Source organism: Cedecea sp. P7760, from assembly GCF_013386425.1.
Taxonomy (GTDB): Bacteria; Pseudomonadota; Gammaproteobacteria; order Enterobacterales; family Enterobacteriaceae; genus Cedecea; species Cedecea selenatireducens.
Genome location: NZ_JACARU010000052.1, coordinates 12,426 through 32,215, shown reverse-complemented (window position 1 = coordinate 32,215; position 19,790 = coordinate 12,426). Strand labels below are relative to the sequence as shown.

The window sequence follows — 19,790 nt, the reverse complement described above, 5'->3', positions numbered from 1 at the left end:
CCGGCTTACCGTTTTGCTGCGGCCGGGGCGACAAACCAGACGTAATCAGCCTGAGCCTCGGTGACGTTCATGCCTTTTTCCGCCAGCATCAGCACAACCGGCCGTGATGAAGGGGAGAGATCTTCCATATGCAGCGGAACGCCGAAGCTTTTAGACGCGTGGTAGCCGCCGGCAATCAACAGCGCCGGAGCGGGGGCATTCAGCAATTGTTGCGCCATATAGCGGTCACGCTGCTGCTGAATCGCCAGCATTGACGTCAGTTGTGGGCCTTCAATATTCCCCTCGTGCATGGCAATAATGGTTTCCTTCAGCGCGGCCTGCACGGCAGGGGCCGTCGAAAGTTTGCCTTCAGGGAAACGCGGCTCTTTATAAAGACGCATTATCTCGTCGCGGTTGATATTCGCATTGAGCAGAGGGTAAGGGGCACGAAGCGCCTCGGTGACAACGCCGCCGTACATCTCCCACGGCCAGCCTTTTTGCCAGCTAAGCAGTTCCTGGATACGGCCATCCCGCACCAGCGGGTCTTCCTTCAGCCAGCTTTTAACACTGGTGACGCGCGGCTGCTGGCCTGCCGTCAGCATCTCCAGCAGCACGCTGCCCTGCGGACGTTCCCGAGCCAGGTTTTGCATCAGCCAGAGCTCAATCTGATGATGTTCGGCGTTATCGTGTTTTTCGCCGACGATAAGCCGTTGAGCGCCAGCGAGCTTAACCAGCAGCTGCCGATCGGTTAGGGTTTCGCCGCTGTGCAAATCAATGATTTGCCCGCGAGCAATGGCGGCCTGGCTGGCCGCTGGAGGAGTGTGAGTGGTTTGGCTGCAGGCGCTGAGGCCCAGGCTGGCTAACGCTATCAAAGACGCAAGGATCAATTTTTTACGCATATCTTTTGCCCGGAGGTAGCCTTCACTGGCTGTTTATATTGATATCGATGATGTATAGCGGGCGGGATGTTAACAAACAATGCGATCAAATGATACTCATTATCATTTGCATTTAATTAGTAAGGGTATGATATGCGCTGCCGATCTCATTAATCGTAGCGATAATGCCGCCAGAAGGCGGCATCTTGCGGGATAAAATAGCGAGAAAGACTATCTGACGTAACGCGGGGCTGGTTGGGCCGCGCTCAGGCGGGTGCTAATCGCCCGGCGTTCAGCTTCCCAGTTATCCCAGTCGCTGCCTTCCTGCAGCGCAGGTATCGTCACTTTCTCGTCAGCGTCCAGGCCGACCAGTGAGGCATCGACCATATCTTCGGTGCTCATCACCCAGCTTTGCGGCAGGTTTTCATGGCCGCCGACGCCGGTGATGTTCCAGAAGTTCGTGGCGGTTGCGCCCGGCAGCACGGCCTGAACACGCACGCCTGAACCCGCCAGTTCATGCTGCAAAGAGTGGCTCAATGCCAGCACAAAAGCTTTGCTGGCGCCGTAAACGCCGTTCAGCAATTCAGGCGCGATGGCCACAATCGAGGCGATATTGATGATGGTGCCGTGCTTCCGGGCTGCCATTGCCGGGGCAGCGGCATAGGTCAGACGAGTAAGCGCCGTCACGTTCAGGTCGATCATCGCCGTCATTTCATCCACGTTGGCTTCCAGAATGCTTTCCTTCGAGCCAAAACCGGCGTTGTTAACCAGCAGCGAAATCGACTCATCGTCTTTGAGCCGCGTTTCCAGCTGCAGCAGCTCCGTCGCGTTGCCGAGATCGGCGGTAACTATCTGGACTGACCGGCCGCTTTCCTGGCGGAGACGTTCGGCAACCTGGTTCAGGCGGTCAGTATTACGGGCGACCAGAATCAGATCATAGCCGCGTTTAGCGAGACGGTCCGCATAGACTGCGCCGATGCCGCCGGATGCGCCTGTGACCAGGGCGGTGCCTTTAGATGCGTTGCTCATTGTGTGACTCCTGAAGAAGGGATGGGTTAACGAACGCAACATTAACACTGGCTTTTTACGTCTCAAATGTCATATAACCGTCTTTTTATGACATTATTAAATGCGGCGGTGCTCATCATGCAGAAAGTAGGTTTTGTCGTGACTCCCGGTTATTCCACCATGGGCTTTGCCGTCATTACGGCGTTTGAAGTCGCTAACCTGATGGCGGAAGCACCGGTTTATGAGCTGCATTTGCTGTCAGAGCACGGCGGCAGGGTGCAAACGTCGGCTGGGTTTGACGTAATGACCGAGTCAATGGCCGATACGCAGTACGATCTCCTGCTGTTTGGCGCCACTATGGAGCAGGCTTCTGCCGCGACCATCGAGTTTGTGCGCCAGGCTGCGGCCTATGCTCGCCGCGTGGCCGCCGCCTGCCTGGGGACATTTTTATTGGCGGAAGCCGGGTTGCTGGAGGGCAGGCGAGCTACCACGCACTGGATGTATGCGCGCTATCTACAGCAGCGTTTTCCCGGAATAAGCGTGGAAGAAGACAAGATTTTTATTTGCGACGGGCCTTACTGGACTTCGGCAGGCATGACGGCGGCTATCGATCTGGCTTTGGCGCTGATTGAGGACGATCTTGGGCCTGACATCGCCCGCACCATTGCCCGTAAACTGGTGCTCTACCATCGCCGTTCCGGCGGCCAGTCACAGTTTTCCTCGCTGCTTGAGCTGGAGCCTAAATCGGACCGCATTCAGAAAGTGATGACTTACGCCCGTGCCCATCTGGAAAACGCGCTCAGCGTTGAGGAACTGGCCGCGGTGGCAAATTTATCACCCCGGCAGTTTAGCCGCAGTTTTCAGGCAGAAACCGGGCAGTCGCCCGCCCGTGCGATAGAGTATTTGCGCCTGGAGTCCGCCCGCATGCTGCTTGAAACCAGTGCCCGCTCCATAGACGAAGTTGCCCGGCAAACCGGGTTTGGCGAGCGGGACAGAATGCGCCGGGCGTTTCTTCGTGCCTACGGCCAGCCGCCGCAGGTTATCCGCCGCCAGGCACGGGGTGATGAAGAACTGCAAGCCTAAAACTGGCAGTGGCGAGGTATTTTTATCCCTGTATTATCAGGCGCATAATTGTCTGACTGAGAGGGAAAAGGATGGCGAACATCGTTTATTACGTGGCGGCCACGCTGGATGGTTACATTGCCGACAGCCACCACAAGCTCGACTGGCTCATGACCTTCCAGCTGGGGGATGACGCAACGCCATACGATGAGTTTTATCAGACAGTCGGCGCGGTGATTATGGGGGCGGAAACCTACAGCTGGATCCTGAAGAACTCACCAGAGGCCTGGCCCTATGCCGATGTTCCGGCATTTATCGTCACGCATCGTTCGCTCTCCGTTCCCGAGGGGCAAAATGTCACGCTGGTGCAGGGCGAAGCCGCCGACATTGCGGCGCAGGCCCGCGCCGTGGCCAAAGGCAAAGATGTCTGGCTGGTTGGCGGAGGCAAAACCGCCGCCCTGTTTGCAGCAGCCGGCGAGCTGCAGCGTCTGTTTATCACTCAAATCCCGGTGGTTATCGGTTCAGGGATCCCGCTTTTGCCGGTGAGTAAACCGTTGAGCCTCAGGCCAGTCACGCAGAAGGTGCTTAAAAGCGGGGCCGTTGAGATGGTTTGTGATGTGGTGGTGGGATAAAAAAGCGATGTATGCGCAAGTCATCATTTTGGTTACAGCACGAAACAGTTTTCAGGCTATCTATTAGAATGGAAGACAGTAGACTCCTTTGACTATCCTCAGGAGTCTGACCATGCCCGTATTTACTGTTACGCTGCGAAGCACCGGTACTTTAGATAAAAAAAGAATTTCGGCCGCCATTCACGCCGCCACGATTACCACCGGCTACCCCCATAACGATCTGTTCCAGCGCTTTATAAGCCTCGACGATGACTCGCTTTATGTGGACCCAAATTATCCTGACCTGGAATCCCCGCGTAGTGCTAACTTCGTGCTGATTGAGGCGGTACTCTCCTCTGGTTCTCCTGATGCCCGTAAGCATCTGCTCCTTGAGTCTCTGGTTCACGAACTTGGCCTGATCGGAGTGGACAGCAACGATCTGATGGTGCTTTTCAGTGAGGTCGATCGCCTGAACAGTTCATTCGGCGGGGGCAGAAGAGCCTCACCTGTCTCTATGTCACAATAAGGCCGGGCGAGTACATCAACGCCCTCGTGATTCGGGGGCGTTTATCGTTGCGCAGGCATTCTTTTATCTCAATTCATTGATAATTATATAAAACATTAAAATATCAATAACCTAAAAATTACGGTACTATACCCCCCTACAGTACCAAAGGGGCGGTTATGCCACACTCTCCGGAAGACAAAAAACGCATTTTGACCCGCGTCAGGCGCATTCGCGGCCAGGCGGAGGCGCTTGAGCGCGCGCTGGAAAACGGCGATCCGTGCCTCGCCATTTTGCAGCAGATCGCCGCCGTTCGCGGCGCGGCCAACGGCCTGATGGGCGAAATGATGGAAATTCACCTTAAAGATGAGCTGGTCAGCGGCGACACGTCAGAAGAGCAGCGCGCGCTGCGGATGGCGGAAGTCGGGAATTTGCTGCGCTCTTATCTAAAATAAAAACACCCTCACCAAAAGGAATAAAACGATGAAATCACGTGCTGCGGTGGCCTTTGGGCCGGGTAAACCTTTAGAAATTGTTGAAATCGACGTCGCGCCACCGCAAAAAGGTGAAGTGCTGGTGAAAATCACCCATACCGGCGTTTGCCATACCGATGCTTTTACGCTGTCCGGCGATGATCCGGAAGGCGTGTTCCCGGCGGTGCTGGGCCACGAAGGCGGCGGCATCGTGGTTGAAGTGGGCGAGGGCGTGACCAGCCTGAAGCCGGGCGACCACGTCATTCCGCTTTATACCGCAGAATGCCGCGAGTGTAAGTTCTGTAAGTCCGGCAAAACCAACCTTTGCCAGGCCGTGCGCGCCACCCAGGGGAAAGGGCTGATGCCGGATGGCACGACCCGCTTCTCCTACAAGGGCGAGCCAATTTATCACTACATGGGCACCAGCACCTTCAGCGAATACACCGTGGTGGCGGAGATCTCTCTGGCGAAGGTAAACCCTCAGGCGCCGCTGGATAAAGTGTGTCTGCTTGGCTGCGGCGTAACTACCGGCATTGGCGCGGTGCACAATACGGCGAAAGTGAAAGAGGGGGATACCGTCGCGGTATTTGGCCTCGGCGGGATCGGCCTGGCGGTGATTCAGGGCGCGGTGCAGGCAAAGGCCGGGCGCATTATTGCCATTGATACCAACCCGGAGAAATTTACTCTCGCCCGCGAAATGGGCGCGACCGACTGCATTAACCCGAAAGATCACGAGAAGCCAATTCAGGATGTGATAGTCGAGCTGACCGACGGCGGGGTTGATTACAGCTTCGAATGCATCGGCAACGTGAACGTGATGCGTGCTGCGCTGGAATGCTGCCATAAAGGCTGGGGTGAGAGCGTAATTATCGGTGTGGCTGGCGCAGGTCAGGAAATTAAAACCCGTCCATTCCAGCTGGTGACCGGCCGCGTATGGCGTGGCTCGGCGTTCGGTGGCGTTAAAGGCCGTACTCAGCTGCCGGGAATGGTGGAAGACGCCATGGTGGGTAAAATCAATCTCGATCCGTTCATCACTCACCGTATGCCGCTGGATAAGATCAATGAAGCGTTTGATCTGATGCACGAAGGCAAATCTATTCGCACCGTGATCCACTTCGGCGAAGAATAAGCCGTAAAAGCAGTAAAAAGGGAAGGCGTAATGCCTTCCCTTATTGAGCGACAACATTGGGAGGCTAAAAGCCTCCCTTTTGTTTATTGCTGCAGGTCGAAACGGTCAAGATTCATGACTTTCGTCCACGCGGCGATAAAGTCTTTGGTGAATTTCTCTTCCGCATCCTGGCTGGCATAAACTTCGGCCAGCGAGCGCAGCACGGCGTTAGAGCCAAAGACCAGATCGGCACGGGTGCCGGTGTATTTCACTTCCCCGCTGAGGCGGTCGCGGCCCTCAAACAGTTCAGAACTTGCGTCGGTGGCTTTCCACTCGGTGCGCATATCCAGCAGATTGACGAAGAAATCGTTGGTCAGCTCGCCCGGACGAGAAGTTAGCCCGCCGGGCTGGCTTTCATCGTAGTTAACCCCCAGCGCACGCAAACCACCAATCAGCACCGTCAGCTCAGGCGCGGTCAGCGTCAGCTGCTGTGCTTTGTCGATCAGCAGCGCTTCGGTTGACGTAGCGTTGGCGACGCGCCGATAGTTTCTGAAGCCATCGGCGGCCGGTTTCAGCAGCTCAAAGGATTCGATGTCGGTCTGCTCCTGAGTGGCGTCAACGCGACCCGGCGTAAACGGCACTTTGCTGTGGCTGGCCTTCTCAATACCCACCACGCCGGCCAGCACGATAACATCGGCCAGAGACGCTTTACCGGAGGCCTTTTGAATCGCTTCCAGCACCGGCAGGGCGCGAGCCGCAACGGCGTTTACTTCCCAACCACGCTGTGGAGCCAGAGCCAGTCGGGCACCGTTCGCGCCACCGCGTTTGTCGCCGCCACGGAAGGTTGAGGCTGAAGCCCACGCGACAGACACCAGTTCGCTGACGGACAGGCCTGAATCAGCAATAGCGTTCTTCAGCGAGTCAATGTCTGCGCTGGACGGTGCGTGGGTGGCTTGCGGTAACGGATCCTGCCAAATCAGATCTTCTTTTGGTACTTCCGGCCCGATGTAACGTGCTTTTGGCCCCATATCGCGGTGCGTCAGTTTATACCAGGCGCGGGCGAAGGCTTCGTTGAAGGCCTGTGGGTCGTTCAGGAAGCGGCGAGAAATTTTCTCGAACTCCGGATCGAAGCGTAGCGTAAGGTCGGTCACCAGCATCGTTGGTTTACGTTTTTTAGCCGGGTCAAACGGATCGGGAATGATATCCGGGCCGTTGGTCGCCTCAAACTGAATGGCGCCTGCCGGGCTGCGGGTTTGCACCCAGTCATAGCCGAACAGGTTTTCAAAGAAGTAGTTGCTCCACTGGGTTGGCGTTTGCGTCCAGACCACTTCCAGGCCGGAAGTGATGGCATCTGCGCCGACGCCGCTGTTGTAGCTGCTTGCCCAGCCAAGACCCTGCGATTCGAGCGGGGAAGCTTCCGGATCTGCGCCCACGTGGGTGGCGGCGGCAGAGCCGTGCGTTTTACCTAAAGTATGGCCGCCGGCAATCAGCGCGACGATCTCTTCGTCGTCCATGCCCATGTTGCCAAAGGTGGCGCGGATAGCAGGCGCCGCAGAAAGCGGATCGCCGCTGTGCTCAGGGCCCTCCGGGTTCACGTAAATCAGGCCCATTTCGGTGGCGCCCAGCGGGGCCTGAGCCAGAGATTCCGGGTGGCGGTGCTCCAGCCACTCTTTCTCGCTACCCCAGTTCACGTCGAGGTCTGGTTCCCACACGTCTTCACGACCGGCACCGAAGCCAAAGGTACGGAAGCCCGCGTTTTCCAGCGCCACGTTACCGGCAAGAATAATCAGGTCAGCCCAGGAAATTTTCTGGCCGTATTTTTGTTTAACAGGCCACAGCAGGCGGCGGGATTTATCGAGGCTGACGTTATCTGGCCAGGAGTTCAGCGGAGCAAAACGCTGTTGACCGCGGCCGGAACCACCGCGGCCGTCGCGGGAGCGATAGGTGCCCGCGCTGTGCCACGCCATACGGATAAAGAGACCGATATAGCTGCCCCAGTCGGCAGGCCACCACGACTGAGAATCTGTCAACACTGCTTTGATGTCGCCTTTCAGGGCGTAGTAATCGAGTTTGCTAAATTCTTTGCGGTAGCTGAAGTTGCCGTCCAGCGGGTTAGAGCGGTTGGAATGTTGGTTCAACAGGTCGACGCGCAGCTGATGCGGCCACCAGTCCTGATTGCTGGTCCCTTCGCCGGCGATATCCGTGCTCTGGCCGTGGTGAAATGGGCACTTTCCTGCGCCCGCTGAGGAAGCGTCGTGTAAGTCAGTAGAATTGCTCATTTTGCTCTCCGTTATATGTATGCCCGCTAACGATAGTCTGTACGATCGATAATTAATATCTGGATGGGCCTACGAATTTGATAGCCATTACCTTTTAAACGCAAAATTTTACGACCCTATAATTTTAGTTCTGATTGGTTGATTTGCAGGAAAAACCCGTCTGATTGTCTGGAAAATAAACGAAGCGGAAGCGTGCTGGCTGGAGAGGCAAGAGGGGACAGATGAACGCACACCCAGGGTGGCGCTCATCCGTGGAGAGCGGTTACTGAGCCGTCGGTTTCAGCAGGGTGTTCTCCGGGGTTTTCTGCGCCAGGAATTGCTGCTGGAAAATGCACATCCGAATGGCATCGCGGTACTGACCGTTGATAAAGAATTCGTGGATCAGCTCGCCTTCGACGATAAAGCCCAGCTTTTTGTAGATATGGACCGCTTTCTCGTTCTCTTTGTCGACAATCAGGTACAGCTTGTAGAGGTTGAGCACGGTAAAGCCGTAGTCCATCGCCAGCCTGGCGGCGCGAGAGGCGAGCCCTTTGCCCTGAAACTCCGGGGTGATGATTATCTGAAACTCAGCCCGGCGGTGAATATGGTCGATTTCTACCAGCTCAACCAGGCCCGCGTTCACGCCGTTGCAGTCGATAACAAAGCGACGTTCGCTCTGATCGTGGATGTGTTTATCATACAGGTCCGAAAGCTCAACGAATGCTTCGTAAGGCTCTTCAAACCAGTAGCGCATGACGCTGGCGTTATTGTCTAACTGATGGACGAAACGAAGATCTTCGCGCTCAAGGGGGCGAAGTCGGATAGGCGGTGGGTTACTCATAGCAAATCCTTGCGCAGATGGTGGCGAGGCTTCTTAAGCAGAAGCCTCGTGGAGGTAGGGATGATTATGGATTAACGGCGCGGCCGGTGCGACGATCCAGGCAGCGCAGGGTGTTCGGCTCCCAGTAGGCGTTCACGTTGGCGCTCTGCTGGCATTTGTCGAAGGTATCCTGCGCGGCATCCTGTTTATCCCAGTTTTTATCGCCACGTGCAGATTCACGGTCAAAGACCTTTTCGTTATGGCGATTGATTTTCTGGCGCAGGCCGCGGGTGTCGTTCCACTGCTCTTTTTCTTCCGCCGCACGCTGGCGGGTCAGAGAGTTCTCTTGTCCCCCGACGCCGTTCCCGGCCCCCTGAACAACGACAACGTTGGTGTCTGCCTGAACCGGTACGGAAACAATGAATGCGGCACCCAGCAAGGCTAACGGCATCCATGACAGAGACTTACGAAGGATTGAGTTCATTAAGATTTCCTTTTAGGTTTAACGCTACTAATCATATCATTGGGCTTGATTAGCGCCTAATTGCGCCTTTCATGGACACCATTATTACTGAAGAAAACACAATATGATCAAAACAACGCTGCTATTTTTTGCCACCGCGCTGGCGGAGATTATTGGCTGCTTCCTGCCGTGGCTATGGCTAAAGCGTAACGGCTCGCCGCTGTTATTGCTGCCGGCAGCGCTGTCGCTGGCGATGTTTGTCTGGCTGCTGACGCTGCATCCTGCCGCCAGCGGGCGGGTCTATGCTGCCTATGGCGGAGTATATGTTGTCACCGCGCTGCTTTGGCTGCGCGTTGTGGACGGCGTGAAGCTGAGTATTTATGACTGGACCGGAGCCGCAATTGCCTTCTGCGGCATGCTTATCATCGTTGCGGGCTGGGGCCGGGCCTGAATTTATTCGCCGCGAATAGCAAAAAAGAGAATAAAAAAACGGAGCTGCAACGGCTCCGTTTCTATTTATACCGCAAGAATTATCCTTCGCGGTGCACGCTCAATCCGGCAAACGACTGGCTAACCGGCATCATTTCCAGGGTATTAATATTGACGTGTTTCGGTAATGTTGCCACCCACCAGACCGCCTCGGTAACGTCTTCCGGCGTCAGCGCGTTGGCGTTCTCGTAGGTTTTCCCGGCTTTGTCATCGTCGCCTTTAAAGCGCACGTTGGAAAACTCGGTGCCGCCGACCATGCCCGGTTCAATATCGGTCACGCGAACGGCGGTTTTGTGCAGGTCGGTACGCAGGTTAAGGCTGAACTGACGCACAAAGGCTTTGGTTGCTCCGTACACGTTGCCGCCAGCGTAAGGCCAGCTTCCCGCCGTAGAACCGATGTTAATAATATGGCCGCGATTACGCTCGACCATCCCCGGCAACACGGCGCGGGTCATGTAGACCAGGCCCTTGTTGTTGGTATCGATCATGTTTTCCCAGTCGTCGACGTTGGCTTTATGCGCAGGCTCCATGCCCAACGCCAGCCCGGCGTTATTGACCAGAATATCAATCTGCTGCCATTGGGCAGGCAGGCTAGCCAGCGCTTCTTCTATAGCGGCGCGGTTGCGTACATCCAGCTGCAGCGTAAGCAGGTTGTCGCCCAGCTCTTCTTTAAGCTCAAGCAGGCGTTCCTGACGGCGGCCGGTGGCAATAACCTTGTGGCCATTTTTAACGAAACGGCGGGTAATGCTTTCGCCAAAGCCCGCGGTAGCACCCGTAACCAGTACAATCATCTCTCTGTTCCTCAACGCTTTTGTCCTGCACTACCTTAGCACGCTAACGGGCCACGGTAATCTTAGTTTTCTTTTAAGAAACGTGTCGAAATACGCTATAACTAACCCACATTTCAGGTTACCGGGAGTAGAGGATGTTGCACAGCAACCCGTTTTTCCAGCCAAGCTTATTGCCTTATCAGGCGCCGCATTTCGATGAGATCACCCACGAGCATTACCGCCCGGCCTTCGACGAAGGTAAGCGAGTCAAGCGTGAAGAAGTTGCCGCCATCGCCGGTAACCCGGCAGCCCCGACGTTTGACAATACTTACCTGGCTCTGGAGAAAACCGGCGCGATGCTCGGGCGTGTCACCACCGTTTTCTACGCGATGACTTCGGCGCACACCAATGATTTCCTCCAGCAGCTGGACGAAGAATTCTCCACCGAACTGGCCGAGCTGGCGGATGAAATTCGCCTGAACGACGTCTTATTCTCTCGTCTTAATAGCGTTTATGAGCAGCGCCACGATCTTAATCTTGAGGCAGAATCCCTGCGGCTGGTGGAAGTTACCTGGCAATATTTCAAGCTGGCGGGCGCTACGCTCGGCGAGCAGGACAAAACCCGCCTGAAAGCGCTGAATAAAGAGAGCGCACAGCTGACAAGCCAGTTCAATAACCGTTTGCATGCGGCAGATAAAGCCGGTGGGCTGGTAGTTGAAAGCGTTGAGGCGCTTGAAGGCTTAAGCAGCGCGGAAATTGCGGCGGCGGCGCAGGCTGCTGCCGACAAAGGTCTCGAGGGGAAATGGTTACTTCCATTGCTCAACTTTACCCAGCAGCCGGCGCTGCAAAGCCTGAGCAATCGGGCAACGCGACAGGCGCTTTTTGAGGCTGGCTGGACGCGTTCCCAGCGTAATGATGCCCACGATACTCGCGCTATTGTCGCCCGGCTGGCCACGCTGCGAGCCGCTCAGGCAAACCTCTTAGGCTTTGAAAACTATGCCGCATGGAAAATGGCCGACCAGATGGCGAAAACACCTGACGCGGCTTTACGCTTTATGCGGAACATCGTGCCTGCCGCAACCGGGCGCGCTCGCCGCGAGCTGAAAGACATTCAGGACGTGATTGACGCTCAAAAAGGGGGCTTCCAGGCTGCGACATGGGACTGGCAGTTCTATGCCGAACAGGTGCGTAGCGCGAAGTACGATCTCGACGAAGGGCAAATCAAACCCTACTTTGAACTTAACGGCGTGCTGACCAACGGCGTCTTCTGGGCCGCCAGTAAGCTCTTCGGGCTGCGTTTTGTGGAGCGCTTTGATATCCCGACTTATCACCCGGATGTGCGTACCTGGGAAATATTCGACAAAGACGGCCGTGGTATGGCGCTGTTTTACGGTGATTTCTTTGCCCGCGACAGCAAAGGCGGCGGGGCGTGGATGGGGAATTTTGTTGAACAGTCCACGCTGTTTGACGCGATGCCGGTTATCTACAACGTCTGCAACTATACGAAACCCGCTTCCGGCGAGGCCGCGCTGATTTCCTGGGATGACGTAGTGACGCTGTTCCACGAGTTCGGCCATACGCTGCACGGCCTGTTTGCTACGCAGCGTTATGCGAGTCTTTCAGGCACCAACACGCCGCGTGATTTTGTGGAGTTCCCGTCGCAAATCAACGAGCACTGGGCGAGTCATCCAGAGGTCTTTGCTAACTATGCCCGTCATTACCAGACCGGCGAACCGATGCCCGAGTCGCTGCGCGGCAAGCTGTTCCGCTCCGCGCAGTTCAACAAAGGCTACGACATGACCGAACTGCTGGCGGCGGCGCTGCTGGACATGAACTGGCACAGCCTGGCGCCAGATGCGGATATTGACGACGTGACGCGTTTTGAAGCCGAAGCGCTGGAAAAAGAACATATTAATCTGGCAGAAGTCCCGCCACGCTACCGCAGCAGCTATTTTGCCCACATTTTTGGCGGCGGCTACGCGGCGGGTTATTACGCCTATATCTGGACGCAAATGCTGGCGGATGACGGCTATCGGTGGTTTGTGGAGCAGGGCGGACTCACGGCAGAAAACGGCCAGCGCTTCCGCGAAGCGATTCTCTCACGCGGCAACAGTAGCGATCTGGAAGCGTTATACCGTGACTGGCGAGGACACGATCCGCGCAGCGAACCAATGCTGAAAAATCGAGGTCTGGCCGAGGAATAATGTCGAAGAAAGCGCTCTCACTAGTGTAGCCACAGTGAAATCGCACTTAACGCAAACTGCAAAGCCCTGATTTGCGTTAAGTGCCTTAAAAATCAAACAGAATATATCCGTGCATTGTGCAGGGTTGATGGCTATAAATTTCTAACCTGCTCGGGAAAACGCAGGGTGCTTCTGGGTTACTTTGAATAATTACGGGGCCTGATCGATGTCGGCAGGCTCCCGGATTTTCACCTTCCGCGTTACGCTTCCGTTGACTCGTCGTCTTTGCCGTAGAAAAGCTTGCCAATTTTGATCAGCGGGCGATCATTCGCTTTTCTGTGCAGGTTGGTGTCGCGCAGGGAATAGACGCAGCCGCAGTACTCCTGCTGGTAAAACTGTTCGCGCTTGCTGATTTCTATCATCCGCGAGGAGCCGCCCTGTTTACGCCAGTTATAATCCCAGTAGCTCATGCCTTCATAAGGCGCCGCGGCGCGATGCCCGCAGTCGTTAATCTGCTGCATGTTCTTCCAGCGCGAAATACCCAGCGAGCTGCTGATGACGTTAAACCCGTTTTCGTGCGCGTACAGCGCGGTGCGTTCGAAGCGCATATCGAAGCACATCGTGCATCTGACGCCGCGCTCCGGTTCCCACTCCATGCCTTTCGCCCGCTCGAACCAGTTGTCGGTGTCGTAATCTGCGTCGATAAACGGCACGCCGTGCTGTTCCGCAAAACGAATGTTTTCATCCTTGCGCAGCAGGTACTCTTTCTGAGGATGAATATTAGGGTTGTAAAAGAATACGGTGTATTCGATACCGGACGCGTGTATGGCTTCCATGACTTCGCCCGAGCAGGGGGCGCAGCAGGAGTGCAGCAGGAGTTTCTTTTCGTTATTAGGCAGTTGTAAAACTGGCCGGATAAATTCTTGCATAGCGATATTCCTGAAACGTACTTATTTTTTGCCAAAGGGTAGCAGGATTAAGGGCGCGGAATCACCATAAATAAGTAAAGATACTGATGTTTGGGAGGGCGAAGCAGGGCGTGGGAAGGAGTAGCGAAGAGCCGGTTTGCCCTTCGCTAATGGAATTTAGAGTTTTTCCAGCTCGTTCAGCACGGCTTCCGGCATGGAAGGGCGGCCGTTAGCCAGGCAGGTTGCCACAAACGTTGCTTCGGCATAAACCACGCCGTCGACCTTGATCTGCTGGGCGAAGTTTACGCGATTGCGTTTTTCGTTGCGCTCAAGCTGGCAGGTGACCTCAACGTTGTCGCCCTTTTGCAGGCTTTTACGAAAGCGCAGGGAGTACTCCAGCACCATATAAAGCTTGCCCTGGCGGAACTCTTCCTCGATATCAATACCCAGCGCCTCACGCATGTAGGCGTGGCGAGTCCACTCCATGTAAAACGGATAGTACAGGCCGTCTACCACGCCCTGAAAATCGATATGGCTTTCATCAACTTCATAATGCTTAGAAAACATATAGCTGTCCTGATGTTATGTAGGTAAAAAGTTTTGCCAGCCAGAAAACGCTGCTCTGGCTGTTTTTTGCACAGTGCGTTAGTGGTACAATAGCCCTGATTTCACAACCAAACAGAGGAATACCATGGATACCGAGATAACCCCAGCCACCTTAGCGTTTGAATTTCTCCGCCGCGAACAAGAGCAGTTAACCCCCGCACAATTCCTGATCCGCCTGCAGCAGTTAAAGCTGGAGTTTGCCGATCTGCTGGGTTTAACCCACCTTGAGCTGCGTGAAGAAATCTCCCATGCGCACCGGTTGGGGATTCACTGATCCCTCTCTGTCAGCAGTGCTGCTTAAGAGCCACCCTTCGCGGTGGCTTTCTGTTTTTAGCGTGAAAAGAAAATCAGCTTTAGCCCCAAAATCCCCATCACGCCGCCCGCTAAGCGGTCAATCACGGTTTTAAAGCGCAGGTAGGCGTTGCGCGGTCTTTCCGAAGAAAGAACCAGCGTCACAATCGAATACCATCCCGCATCAATCACAAAGCACAGCACCGGCAGCACGACGTAATAAAACGCCGGGATTTCGCGCGGCAGCAGTGCGGTAAAAATACTGGCAAACACCACGGCGGTTTTCGGGTTGCTTAGCTGGGTGAACAGCCCGTCGCGGAACGTCGCCATCATGCTTTTATCGCTTTTCCCCACCGCGCCTACGTGCAGCGGCTCGCGCGAGTGCTTGATTATCTTATAAGCCAGCCACAGCAGATAAAGCCCCCCGGCTATCTTGATCCCGGTATACGCCACCGGCACCGCCAGCAAAAAGGCCTGTAGCCCTAGCAGCGCCATCAGTGAGAAAGCGGCCGCACCTACGCCGGTGCCCAGCGCGGTCACCAGCCCGTGCGCCCGGGAGCGTGCCACGGCATTTTGGGCGACATAAACAAAACTTGGGCCGGGGCTCATTGCGCCCAGGGTAACGGTGGCGGTGATAGCGAAAAGGGTGGTGATGGCGCTCATCTACGGGATCCTGTTGGTTGGAAAACAATTTTTTAACCTGAAAGCGCACAGGGTGACAACCGCAAGTGTGTGCCGATTTATTACCGCCGCTCTCGCAGCCTGTCGATCATCCATCGGCCCGCTGGCCCTGGCGGCGTTTTGTTCGACCACGCCACGTCCACCTCAAGCATTTGCGGCCAGCCGTCTACATTCAGCGGCTTAAGCATGCCGTGCCCGAACTGTTCAACCAGCCAGCTCGGTAAAATGCCCCAGCCAAATCCCTGCTCCGCCATCTCAAGCAGCAGCAGTAAAGAAGGGGACGACCAGACGGGGCCGTGTGCCGCCACGTTGCCAGGGCGGACAAAGGTTTTAAGCACCAGCTGGCGCACGGTATGCAGCTCATCCATGCGGACCTCTTTTTGTTTTGCAAGCCTATGGTCGCGATGGATGAATATCGTCATTTCTGCGCCAACCTGGAGGCGGGCGACGGTGATATCCGGCGGATAACTCTCCTGAACCCGCAGCACGCCGACGTGGGCACGACCAATCTGCAGGCTATCAATCACGTCTTCATCTTCGGCGATGATGCACTCGAACTCAATATCCGGGTAGCGCTCGGAAAACTGCTTCAGGATGGATTCGTGATGGGCGGTTTGCCACATGTCAGACAAGACAAAAGTCAGCAGAGGCTCGACGTTGTCCGCCAGCCTGACGGAAACTTCATCCAGCCGCTCGCTGGCGGCAAAAATTGCCTGCACGTAGGGCAAAACTCGCTGTCCGTGTGGGGTCAGCGTCGGCTGCCGCGCGTGGCGGTCAAACAGCGTCACGCCAAGATCTGCCTCCAGATTGGCAATGGCGCTGCTGATGGTTGACTGGCTCTTTTTCAGCTTGCGCGCGGCGGCGGAAAAAGAGCCCGTTTCAACGGCCTGCAAAAAGGCTTCCAGTGATTCCGGAGAGTAACGCATGAACTATCGCTTTTATCGATGGCTGTTAGCTATATTATATCAATAATTGCGATGATAATGGCGACCTTGTGAAAAAGGAGTCATCAAAATGAAATCGCAAAACAACAGAAGCCTGTCTGAGCGCATCGTGCATGCCGTCGGCTTCGAAGTCATCGCCATTGGTATCTGTGCGCCAACCGCCGCCTGGCTGATGAACAAACCGCTGTTCCAGATGGGCGCTCTGGCCATCATGCTGTCCACCGTCGCGATGGTCTGGAACATTATTTATAACACCGGGTTTGATAAATTTTACCCGCCGTCACGCAAGCGCACGATGCCGCTGCGTATGGCTCACGCGCTGGGCTTCGAAGGCGGCTTTATTCTGATTGGCCTGCCGCTCGCTGCGTGGATGCTGAACGTCACGCTGCTGCAGGCGCTGATGGTAGAGATTGGCTTCTTCCTGTTCTTCCTGCCGTACACCGTGGTTTATAACTGGTGCTACGACTGGCTGCGCGCCAAACGCTTTCAAAGCGCAACCAGCAGAGAGATGAAAAAACAGTCCTGATTTGCAGGATTGTGCAAGCATCAAACAGGATTGCGCTACAGGAAACCGGGCGTGTTCGCCGACACTTTAAGCGTCAGACACAACCCCCTGGAGCGCAAAAAATGAAAACCCTCGACACGCTTTATATTAACGGTCAGCACGTCACGCCGCACGGCACCGAGGTGCTGACCTTAATTCATCCGATCAGCGAGCAGCCCGTCGCACAGGTTCGCCTGGCGGACGAAGAAGACACCCGCCTCGCCATTGCCGCCGCCAAAACGGCTTTCCCGCAAATGCGTCTTTCCAGCCGCGAGCAAAGGATTCTCTGGCTACAACACCTGCACGATGCCGTCAAAGCACGCGAAGAAGAGCTGGTTGAAACCATGGTGGACGAATACGGCTGCCCGCTGGCTTTTGCCCGGAGCACCGTGACTCGCGCCTACAACAGCTTCCTGCAGGCGATCGATCTGCTAAAGGACTACTCGTTTGAAACCCAGGTGGGGATGGCGAAAGTGGTCATGGAGCCGCTGGGCGTGGTCGGCCTGATTACGCCGTGGAACGCCAACTATGGCTTCATCGCCGGTAAGCTGTCGATGGTGATTGCCTCCGGCAGTACCGCAGTTATCAAACCAAGCGAACTGAGTGCGCGCCAGACGGCTATCATTACCGAATGCCTGCACGATGCCGGTCTGCCAAACGGGGTTATTAACATTGTCACCGGCCTCGGTAACGTAGTTGGGGCAGAAATCACCCGCCACCCGGACGTGGCTAAAATCTCTTTCACAGGCTCAACGGCGGTGGGCAAAACTATCGCTCGCGACGGGGCGGCAACCATGAAGCGCGTAACCCTTGAACTTGGCGGCAAGTCTGCCAACGTGCTGCTCGATGATGTCGATCTCGAGACCGCCATTCCGCTGGCGCTGCAGGTGATGAGCTGGAACAGCGGCCAGGCTTGTATAGCCGGTACGCGCCTGTTAGTGCAGGCAGACAAGCTGGAGGCCGTGAAAGCGCAGATCCTTAAACACCTGGCTATTCTGGTCCCGGGCAACCCGCGAGACGCAAAAACGACGATTGGGGCGGCTGTGACAGCGCGTCAGTACGAGCGAGTGCAGGATTATATTCGTACCGGGGTTGCCGAAGGCGCGGAGCTGCTGTGCGGTGGTGAAGGGCGTCCTGAAGGGCTTGAAAGCGGCTACTTTGTTAAACCGACGGTGTTTGTTAACGTTCGCAATGAGATGACCATCGCCCAGCAGGAAATCTTTGGCCCGGTGCTGTCGGTGATTACCTACCGCGATGATGCCGAAGCGGTCCAGATTGCCAACGATACGGTTTACGGGCTACAGGCCTACGTCAGCGGTAAAAACGCCGAGCGAACCGCCGCCGTTGCCCGTCAGCTTATTGCCGGGCGCGTGTTTGTGAACGGCGTTTACGATGAGCCGCTCGCGCCGTTTGGCGGTTTTAAACAGTCCGGTCTTGGCCGTGAATTTGGCACCTACGGGCTGGAAGCGTATCTTGAACCCAAAGCCATTATGGGACTGTAATATGCAACCACCTGAGCGGCCTGCGGGCCGCATTATCGAAGAGCTGTGCCAGCGCGTGGCCCGTCGCTACACGGCGGGCGGCAGCGGCGTGAAAGAGCTCAGCTGCGCTTTGCCGTGGCTCAGCTTTATCCGCATAGACCAGCCGACGCTGCTGAACCGGGGCATACTTTCACCGTCGATGTGCATGGTGCTGCAGGGCAGCAAAAAGATGCTGATAGGTGACAATGTCACGGAATACGGACCGGGCAGCTATTCGCTGGCGGCCGTGGATATGCCCGTTTCCGGCCAGGTTACTCAGGCCTGCGAAGAACAACCTTACTACGGGGTGCGCATCGATCTCGACGGCAAAGAAATAGCCGACCTGGTAGTGAACATGAACGTCGTGCTGCCGGACGGCAACGGCGAGAAAACCGGGGCCTGGGTGGCCGCCGCCGAAGAAGAACTCCAGGCCGCGTTCCTGCGCCTGGTCACGCTGCTGGACAGCCCGCAGCATCTGCATGCCCTCGCGCCGCTGATCAAACAAGAAATTCTCTACCGGCTGGTTATTGCCCCCGCCGGGGTATCTTTCTGGAAACAGGCATTAGGCTGGGCGCAGGGCAAAGGCGTGGGGGAAGCCATCAGTTGGATAAAAGAAAACTACGCCGAGCCGCTGGTCATCGACGAGCTGGCAAAACGAGTTGGCATGAGCGCATCCAGCCTGCATCACCGCTTTAAAGCCCTGACTATCATGAGCCCGCTGCAGTACCAAAAACAAATTCGCCTGCTGGAGGCACGCCGTCGCTTATTAAGCCGTGAAGGGGATGTGGCAAGCGTTGCCTGGAAGGTGGGCTATGATTCCCCCTCCCAGTTTAATCGGGAGTACCGCCGCGCGTTTGGTGCTTCTCCGCTGCAGGACATTGACGCCCTGCGCCAGCAGGGCACTTCGCTTTAGGCCGTTTTCCGCGCCACGATAAACAGGCGTGGGAACGGCATCAATACGTTACCGTCATGCTGCTTGCGGTAGGCGCGTTGCAGCAGCTGGTGATAGCGCTCAATAAACGCCTCATGCTGAACTGTGTCGAGCCCGTTCAGGTAAGGACGAAGGCCGGTTGAGCTTAGCCATTCGATAATCGCGCGGGCAGACGGCATGACGTGGAAATAGGTTGTGCGCCAGATATCGACCGTACAGCCGCTTTCGGCCAGCAGATCGTAATACTCCTGGGCCGTCAACAAGGCTTCGCGGCTTGAGCGCGAGATCCCCAGTTCGTCTGCAACCTGGCGCATCAAAGTATGCGTGGGTTCCTGCCAGTTGTCGGGCATTTGCACCGCGAGCACGCCGCCATCGGCCAGCTGCGCGGCGAGATGCGGGAAGACCTGCTTATGGTTAGCAATCCACTGCAGGGAAGCGTTAGCAAAAATCACGTCCTGCCTGACCTCGGGTTGCCATGTGGCGATATCCGCCTCTTCAAAACGGCAGTCGGGTAGCGCGGTGCTGGCTTTTTGCAGCATAGCAGGAGAATTATCAAGCCCGGTAATGGTGGCTTTCGGCGCCAGATTACGCAGCAGGGCCGTGGAGTTGCCGGGGCCGCAGCCTAAATCGGTAAAGGTCGTTGCGCCGGGGTGGTTGATTCGGGCAACCAATTCGGCGGCCGGGCGGGTACGTTCAGCTTCAAACTGCAAATAGAGAGCGGGGTTCCAGTCCTGCATCGTTTTATCCTCGTTGCTTTG

The 19,790-nt window shown here is 56.0% G+C and carries 22 protein-coding genes; 11 read left to right on the top strand and 11 right to left on the bottom strand.

Annotation, left to right across the window (positions count from 1 at the left end):
• Window positions 1-5: 5 nt before the first annotated feature.
• Together HX778_RS17925 and HX778_RS17920 are read right to left on the bottom strand one after the other, a co-directional pair.
• A complete protein-coding gene (locus HX778_RS17925; RefSeq protein WP_176982688.1) occupies window positions 6-878 on the bottom strand; it encodes a ChaN family lipoprotein in 873 nt (290 codons plus the stop codon).
• 210 nt (window positions 879-1,088) lie between these two features.
• Complete coding sequence (locus tag HX778_RS17920) at window positions 1,089-1,886, bottom strand: SDR family oxidoreductase (protein WP_176982687.1); 798 nt, start codon at window positions 1,884-1,886, stop codon at window positions 1,089-1,091.
• A 117-nt stretch (window positions 1,887-2,003) separates the two neighbouring features.
• Between HX778_RS17920 and HX778_RS17915 the strand changes: the two genes are divergently transcribed.
• The 5 genes from HX778_RS17915 to HX778_RS17895 all read left to right on the top strand — a co-directional run bounded on the left by HX778_RS17915 (window position 2,004) and on the right by HX778_RS17895 (window position 5,645).
• Window positions 2,004-2,948 (top strand): GlxA family transcriptional regulator, encoded by a 945-nt coding sequence (locus tag HX778_RS17915; protein WP_176982686.1) that lies wholly within the window; start codon window positions 2,004-2,006, stop codon window positions 2,946-2,948.
• A 71-nt stretch (window positions 2,949-3,019) separates the two neighbouring features.
• Entirely contained in the window at window positions 3,020-3,559 is a 540-nt protein-coding gene (locus HX778_RS17910; protein ID WP_176982685.1) for a dihydrofolate reductase family protein, read from the top strand.
• Window positions 3,560-3,671: 112 nt separating this feature from the next.
• Window positions 3,672-4,064 carry a tautomerase family protein gene (locus HX778_RS17905; protein WP_176982684.1) on the top strand — a complete coding sequence of 131 codons (393 nt, stop codon included), beginning with the start codon at window positions 3,672-3,674 and terminating at the stop codon, window positions 4,062-4,064.
• A 158-nt stretch (window positions 4,065-4,222) separates the two neighbouring features.
• Complete coding sequence (locus HX778_RS17900; RefSeq protein ID WP_038472613.1) at window positions 4,223-4,498, top strand: metal/formaldehyde-sensitive transcriptional repressor; 276 nt, start codon at window positions 4,223-4,225, stop codon at window positions 4,496-4,498.
• Window positions 4,499-4,526: 28 nt separating this feature from the next.
• Window positions 4,527-5,645 carry an S-(hydroxymethyl)glutathione dehydrogenase/class III alcohol dehydrogenase gene (locus HX778_RS17895; RefSeq protein ID WP_176982683.1) on the top strand — a complete coding sequence of 373 codons (1,119 nt, stop codon included), beginning with the start codon at window positions 4,527-4,529 and terminating at the stop codon, window positions 5,643-5,645.
• A gap of 83 nt (window positions 5,646-5,728) precedes the next feature.
• Here the strand turns inward: HX778_RS17895 and katG are convergent, their stop codons facing one another.
• The 3 genes from katG to HX778_RS17880 all read right to left on the bottom strand — a co-directional run bounded on the left by katG (window position 5,729) and on the right by HX778_RS17880 (window position 9,186).
• On the bottom strand, window positions 5,729-7,903 hold the full coding sequence (katG, locus tag HX778_RS17890; protein ID WP_176982682.1) for a catalase/peroxidase HPI: 2,175 nt from the start codon (window positions 7,901-7,903) through the stop codon (window positions 5,729-5,731).
• A gap of 262 nt (window positions 7,904-8,165) precedes the next feature.
• The gene (gene speG, locus HX778_RS17885; protein WP_038472605.1) at window positions 8,166-8,723 is read right to left on the bottom strand and encodes a spermidine N1-acetyltransferase; all 558 of its coding nucleotides are present in this window, start codon (window positions 8,721-8,723) and stop codon (window positions 8,166-8,168) included.
• Window positions 8,724-8,787: 64 nt separating this feature from the next.
• A complete protein-coding gene (locus tag HX778_RS17880; RefSeq protein WP_038472602.1) occupies window positions 8,788-9,186 on the bottom strand; it encodes a DUF1283 domain-containing protein in 399 nt (132 codons plus the stop codon).
• Window positions 9,187-9,289: 103 nt separating this feature from the next.
• Between HX778_RS17880 and HX778_RS17875 the strand changes: the two genes are divergently transcribed.
• A complete protein-coding gene (locus HX778_RS17875) occupies window positions 9,290-9,616 on the top strand; it encodes a YnfA family protein (RefSeq protein WP_038472600.1) in 327 nt (108 codons plus the stop codon).
• 79 nt (window positions 9,617-9,695) lie between these two features.
• On the opposite strand, the gene ydfG is transcribed toward HX778_RS17875, so the two are convergent.
• Window positions 9,696-10,445 (bottom strand): bifunctional NADP-dependent 3-hydroxy acid dehydrogenase/3-hydroxypropionate dehydrogenase YdfG, encoded by a 750-nt coding sequence (gene ydfG / locus HX778_RS17870; RefSeq protein ID WP_038472597.1) that lies wholly within the window; start codon window positions 10,443-10,445, stop codon window positions 9,696-9,698.
• Window positions 10,446-10,579: 134 nt separating this feature from the next.
• On the opposite strand from ydfG, the gene dcp reads away from it, so the two are divergent.
• A complete protein-coding gene (gene dcp / locus HX778_RS17865; RefSeq protein WP_176982681.1) occupies window positions 10,580-12,628 on the top strand; it encodes a peptidyl-dipeptidase Dcp in 2,049 nt (682 codons plus the stop codon).
• Window positions 12,629-12,867: 239 nt separating this feature from the next.
• On the opposite strand, the gene HX778_RS17860 is transcribed toward dcp, so the two are convergent.
• Window positions 12,868-13,536 carry an epoxyqueuosine reductase QueH gene (locus tag HX778_RS17860; RefSeq protein WP_176982680.1) on the bottom strand — a complete coding sequence of 223 codons (669 nt, stop codon included), beginning with the start codon at window positions 13,534-13,536 and terminating at the stop codon, window positions 12,868-12,870.
• A 156-nt stretch (window positions 13,537-13,692) separates the two neighbouring features.
• A complete protein-coding gene (locus tag HX778_RS17855; protein ID WP_038472589.1) occupies window positions 13,693-14,082 on the bottom strand; it encodes a thioesterase family protein in 390 nt (129 codons plus the stop codon).
• A gap of 124 nt (window positions 14,083-14,206) precedes the next feature.
• Between HX778_RS17855 and HX778_RS17850 the strand changes: the two genes are divergently transcribed.
• Window positions 14,207-14,395: a YdiH family protein gene (locus tag HX778_RS17850; RefSeq protein ID WP_038472586.1), complete on the top strand. Its 189-nt coding sequence runs from the start codon at window positions 14,207-14,209 to the stop codon at window positions 14,393-14,395.
• Window positions 14,396-14,451: 56 nt separating this feature from the next.
• Here HX778_RS17850 and HX778_RS17845 read toward each other — a convergent pair whose 3' ends face one another.
• Window positions 14,452-15,075 (bottom strand): LysE family translocator, encoded by a 624-nt coding sequence (locus tag HX778_RS17845; protein ID WP_038472583.1) that lies wholly within the window; start codon window positions 15,073-15,075, stop codon window positions 14,452-14,454.
• 80 nt (window positions 15,076-15,155) lie between these two features.
• Complete coding sequence (locus HX778_RS17840) at window positions 15,156-16,019, bottom strand: LysR family transcriptional regulator (protein ID WP_176982679.1); 864 nt, start codon at window positions 16,017-16,019, stop codon at window positions 15,156-15,158.
• Between the two features lie 88 nt (window positions 16,020-16,107).
• Between HX778_RS17840 and HX778_RS17835 the strand changes: the two genes are divergently transcribed.
• The 3 genes from HX778_RS17835 (at window position 16,108) to HX778_RS17825 (ending at window position 19,014) form a co-directional block, all read left to right on the top strand.
• On the top strand, window positions 16,108-16,563 hold the full coding sequence (locus HX778_RS17835; RefSeq protein WP_176982678.1) for a multidrug/biocide efflux PACE transporter: 456 nt from the start codon (window positions 16,108-16,110) through the stop codon (window positions 16,561-16,563).
• Between the two features lie 101 nt (window positions 16,564-16,664).
• Window positions 16,665-18,083 carry an aldehyde dehydrogenase family protein gene (locus HX778_RS17830; protein ID WP_176982677.1) on the top strand — a complete coding sequence of 473 codons (1,419 nt, stop codon included), beginning with the start codon at window positions 16,665-16,667 and terminating at the stop codon, window positions 18,081-18,083.
• Between the two features lies 1 nt (window position 18,084).
• Entirely contained in the window at window positions 18,085-19,014 is a 930-nt protein-coding gene (locus tag HX778_RS17825) for an AraC family transcriptional regulator (protein WP_176982676.1), read from the top strand.
• Here the strand turns inward: HX778_RS17825 and tam are convergent.
• Window positions 19,011-19,769 carry a trans-aconitate 2-methyltransferase gene (gene tam / locus HX778_RS17820; protein ID WP_176982675.1) on the bottom strand — a complete coding sequence of 253 codons (759 nt, stop codon included), beginning with the start codon at window positions 19,767-19,769 and terminating at the stop codon, window positions 19,011-19,013. The two genes, HX778_RS17825 and tam, sit on opposite strands and share 4 nt — an antisense overlap.
• Window positions 19,770-19,790: the final 21 nt, after the last annotated feature.